Origin of the sequence: Novosphingobium sp. ERW19 (assembly GCF_012641315.1) — a bacterium.
GTDB lineage: Bacteria > Pseudomonadota > Alphaproteobacteria > Sphingomonadales > Sphingomonadaceae > Novosphingobium.
In genome coordinates this window covers 584,188-596,944 of the sequence record NZ_JABAIC010000001.1, presented here as the reverse complement: position 1 = coordinate 596,944, position 12,757 = coordinate 584,188, and the positions used below count along the sequence as shown (strand labels likewise).

The 12,757-nt window shown below is 64.5% G+C and carries 12 protein-coding genes and 1 tRNA gene; 10 read left to right on the top strand and 3 right to left on the bottom strand.

Features of this window, described 5'->3' with window-relative positions:
- Positions 1-14: 14 nt before the first annotated feature.
- The 4 genes from yidC to dapE all read left to right on the top strand — a co-directional run bounded on the left by yidC (position 15) and on the right by dapE (position 4,692).
- Positions 15-1,814: a membrane protein insertase YidC gene (gene yidC, locus HGI46_RS03015; RefSeq protein ID WP_168903017.1), complete on the top strand. Its 1,800-nt coding sequence runs from the start codon at positions 15-17 to the stop codon at positions 1,812-1,814.
- Positions 1,811-2,464 (top strand): ribosome biogenesis GTP-binding protein YihA/YsxC, encoded by a 654-nt coding sequence (gene yihA, locus HGI46_RS03010; RefSeq protein ID WP_062347524.1) that lies wholly within the window; start codon positions 1,811-1,813, stop codon positions 2,462-2,464. The genes yidC and yihA overlap by 4 nt, the downstream gene beginning before the upstream one ends.
- A gap of 426 nt (positions 2,465-2,890) precedes the next feature.
- Positions 2,891-3,565 carry a glutathione S-transferase family protein gene (locus tag HGI46_RS03005; protein WP_118074544.1) on the top strand — a complete coding sequence of 225 codons (675 nt, stop codon included), beginning with the start codon at positions 2,891-2,893 and terminating at the stop codon, positions 3,563-3,565.
- Positions 3,565-4,692, top strand: a complete 1,128-nt coding sequence (gene dapE / locus HGI46_RS03000; protein ID WP_118072450.1) for a succinyl-diaminopimelate desuccinylase — start codon at positions 3,565-3,567, stop codon at positions 4,690-4,692. Before HGI46_RS03005 ends, dapE begins: the two co-directional genes overlap by 1 nt.
- On the opposite strand, the gene msrA is transcribed toward dapE, so the two are convergent.
- Entirely contained in the window at positions 4,689-5,225 is a 537-nt protein-coding gene (gene msrA / locus HGI46_RS02995; protein WP_168903016.1) for a peptide-methionine (S)-S-oxide reductase MsrA, read from the bottom strand. The genes dapE and msrA overlap by 4 nt on opposite strands.
- Positions 5,226-5,302: 77 nt before the next feature.
- Here msrA and HGI46_RS02990 point away from each other — a divergent pair, with 77 nt between their 5' ends.
- From HGI46_RS02990 to HGI46_RS02975, 4 genes are all read left to right on the top strand, one after another.
- Positions 5,303-6,160, top strand: coding sequence for a class I SAM-dependent methyltransferase (locus HGI46_RS02990; RefSeq protein WP_118074543.1), 858 nt, complete (start codon positions 5,303-5,305; stop codon positions 6,158-6,160).
- A gap of 53 nt (positions 6,161-6,213) precedes the next feature.
- Complete coding sequence (gene aguB / locus HGI46_RS02985; protein ID WP_168903015.1) at positions 6,214-7,062, top strand: N-carbamoylputrescine amidase; 849 nt, start codon at positions 6,214-6,216, stop codon at positions 7,060-7,062.
- Entirely contained in the window at positions 7,059-7,568 is a 510-nt protein-coding gene (gene folK, locus HGI46_RS02980) for a 2-amino-4-hydroxy-6-hydroxymethyldihydropteridine diphosphokinase (RefSeq protein WP_168903126.1), read from the top strand. The genes aguB and folK overlap by 4 nt, the downstream gene beginning before the upstream one ends.
- 37 nt (positions 7,569-7,605) lie before the next feature.
- Positions 7,606-7,681: transfer RNA gene (locus HGI46_RS02975), tRNA-Lys, on the top strand.
- A gap of 4 nt (positions 7,682-7,685) precedes the next feature.
- On the opposite strand, the gene HGI46_RS02970 is transcribed toward HGI46_RS02975, so the two are convergent.
- The gene (locus HGI46_RS02970; protein WP_168903014.1) at positions 7,686-8,303 is read right to left on the bottom strand and encodes a TetR/AcrR family transcriptional regulator; all 618 of its coding nucleotides are present in this window, start codon (positions 8,301-8,303) and stop codon (positions 7,686-7,688) included.
- A 165-nt stretch (positions 8,304-8,468) separates the two neighbouring features.
- On the opposite strand from HGI46_RS02970, the gene HGI46_RS02965 reads away from it, so the two are divergent.
- Both HGI46_RS02965 and HGI46_RS02960 read left to right on the top strand, forming a co-directional pair.
- Positions 8,469-10,799, top strand: a complete 2,331-nt coding sequence (locus HGI46_RS02965; RefSeq protein ID WP_168903013.1) for a TonB-dependent receptor — start codon at positions 8,469-8,471, stop codon at positions 10,797-10,799.
- A gap of 167 nt (positions 10,800-10,966) precedes the next feature.
- The gene (locus tag HGI46_RS02960; protein WP_206065486.1) at positions 10,967-11,722 is read left to right on the top strand and encodes a YkgJ family cysteine cluster protein; all 756 of its coding nucleotides are present in this window, start codon (positions 10,967-10,969) and stop codon (positions 11,720-11,722) included.
- Here HGI46_RS02960 and HGI46_RS02955 read toward each other — a convergent pair whose 3' ends face one another.
- A complete protein-coding gene (locus tag HGI46_RS02955) occupies positions 11,723-12,688 on the bottom strand; it encodes a complex I NDUFA9 subunit family protein (RefSeq protein ID WP_168903011.1) in 966 nt (321 codons plus the stop codon).
- Positions 12,689-12,757: the final 69 nt, after the last annotated feature.

Here is a 12,757-nt window from a genome sequence, read left to right as displayed (position 1 = left end):
AGGACGCGAACACGGTGCAGAATCAGCGCAACGTCATAATGGCAGTGATCCTGACGGGTCTGCTGCTGATCGGCTGGGAAGCGGCCATGCGCTGGTTCTACCCGGCGCCGCCAGCAAAGCCGCAAGCTGCAGCAACCGCGCCTGCCAGCACTGACGGCACCAAGCCCAAGGCAACGCGCGAAGGCGGCCTGCAGAACGCGGCCGACATCGCGCTGGAAAAGAAGGACCTGCGCGCCGAACTCGCCGCAGGCAACCGCGTCGTCATCGACGCGCCGGGCCTCAAGGGCTCGATCAACCTCAAGGGTGCGCTGGTCGATGACGTGACGCTGGTCCGTCACCGTGAAAGCGTTGACAAGAATAGCCCGCCGGTGCGCCTGTTCTCGCCCGCTGGCACGCCCGCGCAGCATTATGCCCAGATCGGCTGGGTCGGCGAAGGCGTCGCCACGCCCGACGCCAACACGGTGTGGACGGCGGAGGGCGCAAGGCTGACGCCGCAGACCCCGGTCACGCTGCGCTGGAGCAACACCACTGGCCAGACCTTCGCGATCAAGTATTCGATCGACGCCGACTACATGATCACCGCAACGCAGAGCGTCGCCAACACCGGCGCCGCGCCGGTCGTGGTCAAGCCGTTCGCCCTGGTCAACCGTACCGACAAGACGGCCAGCCTCGATACCTGGCAGCTGCATTCGGGGCCGATTGCGGCGCTGGATGGCTCGGTCAACTTTGACAACAACTATTCCACCGTAACCGAAGCGCCGGGGCAGGTGATCCCGCTCAAGGGCACGACCAACTGGATCGGCTTTACCGACATCTACTGGCTGTCGGCGCTGATTCCCGATACCGGTGCCAAGGCTGAAGGTGCGGTGCGCTCGCTCGGCAACAACGTGTTCCGCGCGGACCTGATCTATCCCGGCGTGTCCATCGCGCCGGGCAAGGCACAGAGCCAGACCGTCCGCCTGTTTGCCGGCGCCAAGGAAAACTCGGTCCTCGAAAAGTACGAAGCGACCGGCGTCACCAACTTCAGCCTGGCTATCGACTGGGGCTGGTTCCGCTGGTTCGAAAAGCCGATCTTCTGGCTGCTCGATTCGCTGTTCAAGCTGGTCAAGAACTTCGGCGTGGCAATCATCCTGCTGACGCTGATCGTGCGCGGCGTGATGTTCCCGATCGCCCAGCGCCAGTTCGCCTCGATGGCGGCCATGCGCGCGCTGCAGCCCAAGATGAAGGCGCTGCAAGAACGCTACAAGGACGACAAGCAGACCCAGCAGCAGAAGATCATGGAGCTGTACAAGACAGAGAAGGTCAATCCGCTTGCCGGCTGCCTTCCCATGTTCCTGCAGATCCCGGTGTTCTTCGCGCTGTACAAGGTGCTGACGCTGGCCATCGAAATGCGTCACCAGCCGTTCGCGCTGTGGATCAAGGACTTGTCCGCGCCCGATCCGTTGCACGTCCTCAACCTGTTCGGCCTGCTGCCGTTCACGCCGCCGAGCTTCCTTGCGATTGGCGTGCTGGCGATCCTGCTGGGCATCACCATGTGGGCACAGTTCAAGCTGCAGCCGACGGCGATGGACCCGGCACAGCAGCAGGTCTTCGCGATCATGCCGTGGATGATGATGTTCGTGATGGCGCCGTTCGCGGCCGGCCTGCTGATCTACTGGATCACCTCGAACATCCTGACCATCGCGCAGCAGAAGTACCTCTACAGCAAGCACCCGCAGTTGAAGGCCCAGGCCGACAAGGACCAGCTCGATGTCGATCGCTCGGTCGCGCGTGAGCAGAAGCCTGCTGCCAACCGGAAGCCGAAGACGCGGTGACACCTGAAGAACAAGCTGCCCGCGCCGAACTGATCGAACAGGCGCGCCTCCTCTTTGCGGGGCGCGTCGAGTTCCTCAAGTCGGCCCCTGCGCTCAAGCACCTGCCCGATCCGGACGTGCCCGAGATCGCCTTTGCCGGCCGTTCGAATGTGGGCAAGTCGTCGCTGCTCAACGCGCTGACCGGGCGCAAGTCCATCGCGCGCACCTCGGTCACGCCGGGGCGCACGCAGGAGTTGAACTACTTCGAAGTGGGCGAGCCGACCCGCCTGCGCCTGGTCGACATGCCCGGCTATGGCTTCGCCAAGGCTCCGCCCAAGGTGGTCGAGCAGTGGCGCCGGCTGGTCCGCGATTTCCTGCGCGGACGCGTCGTGCTGAAGCGCACGCTGCTGCTGATTGACAGCCGCCACGGCGTGAAGCCGGTGGACGAGGACATGATGCAGATGCTCGATGAAGCGGGCGTCGGCTATCGCGTCGTGCTGACCAAGGCCGACAAGATCAAGGCCAGCGAACTTGAGGCCGTCACGGCCGAGACCATCGCCGCAGCGCGCAAGCGCACGGCGGCCTATCCCGAAGTGCTCGTCACCTCTTCCGAAAAGAAGATGGGCATCGAGGAACTGCGCGCCGCTGTGCTGCAGGACTCGTTAATTTAATAACCACTTTTTCTGAATGACAGACAAGCGCCTGTTCTCCCCTCCCGCAGGCGGCAGGGCGCTAACGCAATCTCCCCTCCCGCAAGCGGGAGGGGGCGGGGGTGGGCAAGCGGCGAAAACCGCCGACCATTTCCAACACTCCGCCATTACGGAGCGATAAGCGCTGTCCTACAGCCGCGCGCATGACGCAGCCTTCGCGCCATGCCCTACCGCGATCCTCTCCTCCCCGCCCGCCACTCCCTCGCTGATGCCCTGCGCGAGGCCGTGACCGCGCCCGCATTGCTGACCGAATATCGCCTCCACGAAGCACTTCGCGGGATCGAGACGATACACGCCTTGAACTGTGTAAACCGTGTAAACCCGTTCACGGTCGACACAGCGAACCTGAACGGCTACGCGGCTCGCAGGCGTAACAGGGCGAACACGATGAAGCTGATCATCGGCAACAAGAACTACTCCAGCTGGTCGCTGCGGGGCTGGCTGGCGTGCAAGCAATCCGGCCTGCACTTCGAGGAAATCACCGTCCCGCTCTATGGCGAGGACTGGGACGAAGCGCGCCGGACCGACGAACTTGCACCATCTTCGGGCAAGGTGCCGATCCTTTGGGATGGCGATGGCGAGGACGCACCCGTGGTGTGGGACAGCCTCGCGATCATCGATTACCTTGCCGACAAGGTCGGGCGCGATCGCTTCTGGCCCAAGGACGAGACCGCGCGCGCCATGGCGCGCTCGATGGTCGCCGAAATGCACTCCAGCTATCTGCCGCTGCGCCGCAGTCTGCCGATGAACATCCGCAAGCGCGTCGAAGGCGTGGAGATCAGCGCCGAAGTTCGCGCCGACATCGTGCGCATCCTCTCGCTCTGGGCCGAGGCCCGCGCCCGGTTTGGGAAGGGCGGGCCGTTCCTGTTCGGCACGTTCTGCGCCGCCGACATCATCTATGCCCCCGTCGTCTCGCGCTTCATGACCTATGGCGTGCCCGTGCCGGGCTTTGCCATGACCTACATGGAAGCGGTCTGGACGCACGATTGGATGCAGCAGTGGATCGAAGCCGCAGAGAACGAGGGCTGGACCATCGAGCAGTTTGAGGAGCCCGCACGCTGATGTCGCTCGATCCCGTGATCCTCGCCGAACGTCTGATCGACTGCGAGAGCGTTACCCCCGCGACCGGCGCGGTGTTCGATTGCCTGCAGGCCATGCTCGAACCGCTGGGCTTCGCAATCCATCGCTTCGTTGCCGGTGAAGCGCCCGACGGCCCGGTCGAGAACATGTTCGCGATTCGGCGCGGCCCCGAAGGCTCGCGCCACTTCGCCTTTGCCGGGCATCTCGACGTCGTTCCACCGGGCGAGGGTTGGACGTCCGGCCCGTTCAAGGCAGAACGCCGCGGCGAATTGCTTTACGGACGCGGTGCGGTGGACATGAAAGGTTCGATCGCCTCGATGGTTGCTGCTGCCGCCGAAGTGCCGGTCGAGGCGGGAACGCTCAGCTTCATCATCACCGGCGACGAGGAAGGCCCGGCGCGCTTCGGCACCGTGCCCCTGATCGAGCTGATCCGCGAGATGAAGGCCGAGCCCGACCTGTGCCTGGTGGGCGAGCCGACCTCGGTCAACCGCCTGGGTGACATGGTGAAGATCGGCCGTCGCGGTTCGGTCAATATGTGGATCACCTGCAAGGGCGCGCAGGGTCACGTCGCCTATCCGCACCTCGCCGACAATCCGATCCCGCGCCTGGTCGCGCTGCTCGCCGATCTTGATGCGCTGGTGCTCGACGAGGGCACGGAGTGGTTCCAGCCATCGAATCTCGAGATCACCGACCTTGAGGTGGGCAACAAGGCCACCAACGTCATCCCCGCCGAGGCGCGCGCGCGCATCTCGATCCGCTTCAACGACCGCCATACCGGCGCCAGGCTGGTCGCCATGGTCGAGGAAGTGGCACGCCGCCACAAGGGCGAGGTGCGTGCGGTGATTTCGGGCGAGAGCTTCATCACCTTGCCCGGCGACTATTCCACGCTGATTGCCGAGGCGGTGCAGGCCGAGACCGGCCTCGATCCCGAACTTTCGACCAGCGGCGGCACCTCGGACGCGCGCTTCCTGCGCGCCGTATGCCCGGTCGTGGAGTTCGGCCTGTGCAACGCCACGATGCACAAGAAGGACGAGGCCGTTGCGCTGGAAGACCTTGCAGTCCTCCAGCGAATCTACCGGCGGATTACGCTGGCGGCCTTGGCAGCCTAGGCCTTCACCTTGTTCGCGAAGCTTTTGCGCAGCTTCATCAGCTTGGGCGGTATAACGGCAAGGCAGTAGGGATTGCGCTGGCCTTCGCCTTCCCAGTACTCTTGGTGATAGTCCTCGGCAGGATACCATGTCGCCATCGGTTCGATCGTGGTGACGATGGGCTTTGGCCAATCGGGCTGGGCGCGCGCGATGGCCGCTTCCATCGCTGTCTTCTGCTCCTCGTCCGCCGGGAACATCGCCGAACGGTACTGCGTGCCCACGTCGTTGCCCTGGCGGTTCAGTTGCGTTGGATCGTGCGTGGCGAGGAAAATGTCGAGGATCTGGTCGAGGCTGATCGTTTCGGGACTGAACGTCACGCGGATAGCTTCCGCATGCCCGGTAGTCCCCGAACAGACCTGCTTGTAGGTCGGGTTGTCGACCGTACCGCCGATGTAGCCGCTCTCGACATTCGTCACACCGATCACGTCGCGGAAGACTGCCTCGGTGCACCAGAAGCATCCACCTGCGAGGATGGCCGTTGCTTGTTCGCTCATGCGCTATATTCTCCTGAATTGCGTGAGAGATAAGCATGCCACCCCCGCTTGTCATCGGCCCGAAGGAGAATCCCCACATGCGTCGAATCAGCCTTGCCCTGCTCGCACTCGTTGCGGGAAGCAGCCTCGCCACTCCGGTAATGGCCGAGACTGCGCAGACCGCTGCTGCAAAGGTCGATCCTGCGCTGGCCGCCGCCGTTGCCGATCCGTTGCGCGAGAAGGACCGTGCGCGCGACGTCTATCGCAAGCCTGCCGAGACGCTGAGCTTCTTCCAGGTCTCGCCGACGATGAAGGTGGGGGAATATGCTCCGGGCGGCGGCTGGTACTCGCGCCTGCTCGGGCTCTACCTCGGGCCCAAGGGCAAGCTGGTCGGCCTCTACTTTGACCCCACTGCCAGCGCCTTTGGCGACAAGATGAAGGCGGGCATTCGCGAAGGCGCCGCCAAGTATCCGGCGGAAGTGGCCGAATGGTCGGGCCAGCCCGCGGAGCGCTTCTCCGCGTTCACGCTCGACGTGCTGCCTGACGGTGAGAAGGGCACGTTCGATCGCATCCTTGTCATGCGCATGATGCACAACCTGCTGCGCTGGAACCTTGCTGCGCACGAGATCAAGCAGATGCGCGAACTGCTCAAGCCCGATGGCATGATCGGCATCGAACAGCACCGTGCCAAGCCAGACGCGCCCTATTCCTTCACCGACGGTTCCAAGGGCTACCTGCGCGAGGCCGATGTGATCAAGTTCATGGAAGTGAACGGCTTCACCTATGTCGGCAAGAGCGAGGCCAACGCCAACCCCAAGGACCCGGCAAACTGGCCCGATGGCGTATGGACCCTGCCGCCACAGCTTGCCGGCAAGCCCGACGATGCGACCAAGGCGAAGCTGCAGGCCATCGGCGAGAGCGACCGCATGACGCTGCTGTTCCGCAAGCGCCCCTGAATTGGAGCCCGGCGACGGTTGAATTGCGAGGGCAGGGGCCTTAGGTCCCTCCCATGACCGAAATCTCCGTCGCCGCCCTGCAACTCGCCCTTCCCGGGGGCGAGGCCGAGAACATCGCCGCCACTGCCGCGCTGGTTGAAGAGGCCGCGCGTGGCGGCGCGCAGATCGTGCTGCCGCCCGAACTCTTCGCCGGGCCCTACTTCTGCAAGGTCGAGGACGAGGCCCTGTTCTCGATGGCCTACCCGCTCGACGCGGACCCGTCGGTGCGCGAGATGAAGAAGCTCGCCAAAGCCCACGGCATTGCCATTCCCACCAGCTTCTTCGAGCGGGACGGGCATCACTATTACAATACGCTGGCGATGATCGGCCCTGACGGCGAAGTCATGGGCATGTATCGCAAGAGCCACATCCCGGACGGCCCCGGCTACGAAGAAAAGTACTATTTCCGGCCCGGCAACACCGGCTTCAAGGTTTGGGACGTGTTCGGCACACGCATCGGCGTGGGGGTGTGCTGGGACCAGTGGTATCCCGAATGCGCCCGCGCCATGGCGCTGATGGGGGCAGAGCTGCTGTTCTACCCCACTGCCATTGGCAGCGAACCCTATGACGCCGATCTCGACACCAGCCGCATGTGGCGCCGCGCGATGATCGGTCATTCCGTGTCGAACTGCATGCCGGTGATCGCAGCCAATCGCATCGGTATGGAAGGTGGCCAGCGCTTCTACGGCCACAGCTTCATCTCTGATGAATGGGGCGATTACCTCGCCGAGTTCGGCGCAGGCGAAACCGGCGTGCTTCACGCGACGATCGACCTGAAGCGCGCCGCAACGCACCGCGCCGGCATGGGCTTCTTCCGCGATCGCCGCCCGCAGCTTTACGGGCGGCTGGCAGAAGACATCTGACGCTGCATCGCTACATCGTCGCGCTCGGCTCGAACCAGCGCCACCCCCGCCATGGCAACCCATCGGCGATCCTGTGGGCGGCACTGCATGAAGTCGGGCGGCGCAAGTGCAGGATCGATGCGGTGTCCCCGACGATCCGCAGCCGGCCAATCGGGCCGTCGCAGCGCGTCTATTGCAACGGCGCCGCGCTGGTCTCGACAGACCTTGAACCCCGCGCCTTGCTGGACGAGTTGCAGGCGGTGGAAACCCTGTTCGGACGCCGCCGCCAAGGCCAGCGCTGGCGGTCGCGCACGCTCGATCTCGACATTGTCATGTGGTCCGGCGGGTGCTGGGCGGACGAGAACCTGATGATCCCGCATCCAGAATTCCGCAAGCGCGACTTCGTGCTCGGCCCGGCGGCGCGCATAGCCAGTGACTGGCGCGATCCGATCACCGGACTGACGGTGCAGCAGTTGCACCGTCGCCTCGCCAAAGGCTTGACCCGCTCGTCCCCGCCCCCTAGGTGACGCGCCACGCCTCGCGCTTCACTTGCGCAGCCATGGCGGGCCCTTAGCTCAGTCGGTAGAGCAACTGACTTTTAATCAGTAGGTCGCTGGTTCGAACCCAGCAGGGCTCACCATTCCTTACCGCGACCGTGCGTTGAGCCCTTCGCCCAGCAGGTCTGCGGCCACTTCCGCGATCTCTTCCACCGGACGGCTGTCGTCCCAGACGCCGAAGCGCAGGCCGAGGAAGACGTTCATGCCCATGATGGCCCACGCCCGCACGTCCTGCTCCCCATGGCGCAGCGTGCCGGACGCCGCGCCCTCGGCAAGGCGCGCGGCGATGCGCGTTGCCGTGCCTTCGTAGTGGGCGCGGTAGCTTTGCGGGTCGGCGAACTCGGCCTCGTCGATGATCCGGTAGATTTCCTTGTGCTCGCGCGCAAAGTGCAGGAACCCGACGAGGGCTTCGCGTTCACGCTGCAAGCCGGTGGCGCCTTCGCTGACAGCGGCGGCGGCGGTCGTTGCCACCCGGGCCGACATGTCGCGCACAAGGGCGGTGAAGATCGCGTCCTTCGAATCGAAATAGGTATAGAAGCTGCCCAGTGCCGTTCCCGCGCGCCGCGTGATGCCGCTGATCGAGGCTTCGTGAAAGCCGCGCTCGCCAAACTCGGCTGCTGCCGCATCGAGCAACTTACGCAAGGTTTCGCGCCCTCGCGCGGTGCGTGGCACCTTTCCCGGACTTGCAGCGCTTGTCTGCGCCATGTGCGCTTCTCCCCGCAACCGCCCACCCCACAGCGCGTGTTGCCGTTTCGCCACGATCCGTAGCGACAAACCGGCAATCTCACAACGAGAAGTTGAAAGGTGGTTCAACTTTCAATATCAAGGCTGGCGAGCGGACGGAGCAGTCCGCGAGAGGGAGCCTGTCTGATGACCCGAATTTCCACGCGCGCCGCCTTGGCCGCCACAGTTGCACTGTTCGCCGTGCCCGCCATGCCCGCCTTCGCGCAGGAAACGCCTGCTGCTGAAGATGCCTCGGAGATCGCTACCGGCAACGAGATCACCGTGATTGCCCGCCGCCGCGAGGAGCGTCTGCTCGACGTGCCAATCGCAATCTCGGCGCTGAACACGGATGCGCTTGAGCGTGCCGGCGCCAAGGACCTTTCGGGCATTCAGGGCGCGATCCCGAACGTGAACATCGTGCAGGGCCGTGGTTCTGCGAGCAGCGCCAACTTCTACATTCGCGGCATCGGCCAGCCCGATGCACTGCAGACGTTCGACCCCGCAGTCGGCGTCTATGTCGATGGCGTCTACCTCAGCCGTATCCAGGGTGCGCTGCTCAACCTGTTCGATGTCGAACGGGTCGAAGTGCTGCGCGGGCCGCAAGGCACGCTCTATGGCAAGAACACCATCGGCGGCGCGGTCAACGTCGTGTCGAAGAAGCCCGATCTCGATACCGTCAAGGGCGAGGCTGCGTTCACCTATGGTCGTTTCGATGAAGTGACGGCGAAGGGTTATGTTTCGGCCCCGCTGGTCACCGACAAGCTCGCCCTCTCGCTCGCCGGGGTCTATGACGACCGCGACGGTATCGTCACCGACCCGCGCACCGGCCGGAAGTACAATGACCGGAACAACCTGTCCGGCCGCGCCATCCTGCGGGCCAAGCCGACCGATACGGTCGAAATGCTGATCTCGGGCGATTACACCCGCCAGCGCAACGCGGCCACGCTTGGTTATCTGACCGCACCGTTGATCCAGACCGACTTTGTCCGGGGCGGCGTCGTGCTTGCTCCTGCAAATCCCTATGGCCCCTATGACTACAAGGCATCGACCAGCCTTGCCCCGGATCAGGGCCAGAAGCTGGACCACTGGGGCGTTTCGGGCACGATCAACGTGGATCTCAGCGACAGCTTCCAGCTGACCTCGATCACCGCCTATCGCAAGCTCAAGACCGACTTCTTCATCGACATTGACGCCACGCAGTTCGAACTGGGCGACGTGTTCGTGGGCGTTCGCCAGAACCACTTCAGCCAGGAACTGCAGCTCAAGTACGATTCCGACAAGCTCAAGGGCGTGTTCGGGCTCTACTACCTCAACGAGAACGTGAGCTCGCACCAGGAAGCCTACGCCGACGGCCTGTTTGCCTTCAACGGCGCGCCGATCACGTTCCTCCGCACGATCGACGACAAGCAGGTTACCAAGAGCTACGCCGCCTTCGGCCAGCTGACCTACGACTTCACCGAGCAGCTCTCGATGACTGCTGGCCTGCGCTATACGCACGAGAAGAAGACCTACAACCGCTGCACGGTCACTGCCTCGACGCTCGGGCTGCTCAACAACATCCGTTACTGCTTCCCCGACAACCTGCCCGCGCCCTTCACTGGCGACGACGACGTGAGTTATGACGCGTGGACGCCGATGGTCAGCCTTTCCTACAAGCCGACCCCGGACACACTGCTCTATGCCTCGGCCAGCCGCGGCTTCAAGGCGGGTGGCTTCAACGGTCGCGTCAACTCGAACGGGGACATCTCGGTTACGCGCAACGGCGTGACGACGGTGGTGCCGAACTTCGAACCCGAAACGGTCTGGTCCTATGAGGCGGGGGCCAAGGGCACTTTCCTCGATGGCCGCGTCAATATCTCGGCAGCGGCGTTCTACACGGACTACAACAACTTCCAGGCCCGTGTCGGCAACGGCACCAATGTCGGCCTTGGCGGCAGCTTCCCGGTGCTCAACGCTGGCAAGTTGCGCATCCAGGGTTTCGAGTTCGACATCTCGGTCCGGCCGGTAACGCCTCTGACCCTGTTCGCCTCGGTCGGCTACCTCGATGCCGACTACAAGCGCTTCGATGATCCGCGCCGCTTGCCGCCTGCCGGTGGCGCTGCGTTCAGCTGCAACCCGACGGGGGCGCAGATCACTTGCCGGCCGGCCTTCGCGCCGCCGCTCACCCTGCGTGCTGGCGGTGAATACCGCGTCTCGCTGGGCGATGCTTCGCTGACGCTGGGCGGTGACGTCCGCTTCGTCGACAAGCAGTACCTTTCGGTCGACAACCGCCCGGGCCTGACCGAAGACGGCTACCTGATCGGCAACCTCTATGCCCAGGTCGACTTCGACAAGTTCTACCTGCGCGGCGCGGTCAAGAACGTGGGCAACACGCTGTACAAGACCGACGGTCAGGAATTCAGCTCGGTCGGCAACATCCAGACCGTCTACTACGGCGATCCGCGCACGTGGAACGTCACGGTCGGCGTTCGCTTCTGATCTGACAAGCGATCTCAAGCGGTGCAGGCGCCCTCAATCCCTCCATCGCCTGCCACCGCCGTCCAAGCCCCGGTCCGTTGTGGCCGGGGCTTTTGGCTTATTTGGAATGCTCCATTCCTGCGGGTTCTGCGCTTTGCGGGTGGAGCGGGCCCGGCTCTAATGACGGCATGGATCTGCACTTCGAATGCACGCAATGCGGGCGCTGCTGCCATGACCTCAGGTTGACGCTGTCGGTCGCCGAAGCGTGCGCCTGGGCTGGCAGAGGTCATCAGGTTGACCTGCTGACCGAAGCCTGGCCCTGGCCTGACGATGGCCCCGCCGACGATGCGGTGATGGCGTGGCGAAAGGCTACCAGCTTCGCCGTTCGCGTCGGGGATGTTCCATTCCGGATCAATCTCAGGCTGGTGGCGCGGCACGAGGGGGCCTGTCCGCACCTGCTGCCGGACATGCGCTGCGGCAACTATGAAGCCCGTCCTCGCATCTGCCGCATCTATCCGCTTGAAAGTCGTCCCTTTGAAGCGGTGGAGCCCGCGCGCCGGAAGTGCCCGCCCGAAGCTTGGCACGATGATCTGCCGGTGCTTGAGCGCGATGGTGAACCGCCCGACAGCCCGGCGCGCGTGGTGCTTGCCGCCCATCGTCAGGCCATGATCGATGACGTTCCGCTCAAGGCGCGGCTGGCATCGGCGTTGGGTTTTGCCGAGACAGCATTTGCCGGGGAAGGGTTGGCGGTGTGCGAGGTTGCACCGCTCGCCCTTCTGACAGCTGTCGAGGAAGTGTCCTGCGGCCTCTGGGATGTTACTCGGGACTGGGCAATGGTCACCAACCGGACATCGACGGCGCAGATGCTGGCCGATCTGGATTGCCCGGTGCGGCTGGTGTCGGCCGGGCCTGCGTTCCTGCCAGCCTTTGCCGACGAGACCTGATCAGGCGGACTTGGCGCGGACGCCGAAGCGGCCGAACTTGCGGTAGCGCGTCATCCAGCGGGCCAGGAATAGGCCGAGCGGACGCGGCGTCACGCCCAATGCCTCGATGCCGGGCAGCGTTCCCGACGCCACGTTGCCGGCCTTGAGCAGCTTCCACTGGTCGGTGCTCATCGGCGCACCCGGCAGCCATCCCGTCAGCGAAGCGAAGGCTCCCGACACTGCATCCGGCAGTTCGACCAGCACCGGCGTACGATCCGCAGCATTGGCGATGCGGCGGTTGAGTTCGCCCATGGTGATGACTTCGGGGCCGGCCAGCTCGTAAGTCTTGCCGCCGTGCGCGCCTGGGTTGGCCAGGGCATTGCCGATGGCTTCGGCAGCATCGTCGACGAACACCGGCTGCAACCTGGCAGTGGGGCCGAACACCGGCAGCACCGGCAGCTTGGCCATCAGGCCACCGAACATGTTGAGGAAGTTGTCGTCTTCGCCGAACAGGATCGAAGGGCGGACGATCGTCGCGGTCGGGAAAGCGGCCAGCGCGGCCTGCTCACCTTCGGCCTTGGTGCGGGCATAAGGCACGTCCGAACCGGCATCGGCGCCGAGTGCGGAAACATGCACGAACGCCTTGGCGCCAGCCGTCCCGGCAGCCTCGGCAACGCGGCCGACGCCCTGTCCCTGCAGCGAATCAAGGTCTCCGGCAAAAGCACCGACGAGGTTCACCACGGCGTCGACGCCGGTCAGCGCCGCCGCAACGGTGCGCGGCTTGGTCACGTCGGTCGCCACGAACTGGATCTGGCCGAGCGAACCCAGCGGACGAAGCTTGAAGCTGCGCTCGGGATGGCGGCTGCACACGCGCAGGCGGGCACCGCGCGAAAGCAGTTCCTGCGCCAGATGCGTGCCGAAGAAGCCGCTGCCGCCCACCAGCGCTACCAGCATGCCTTCGAGATCGCGCGTTCTGCCGTTTGCCATATCGAGCGTGTCCTGAATCACTTTTGCCCGCCAATCCGGGCCGTTTCACGCGACGCCTTTGGCACAGCA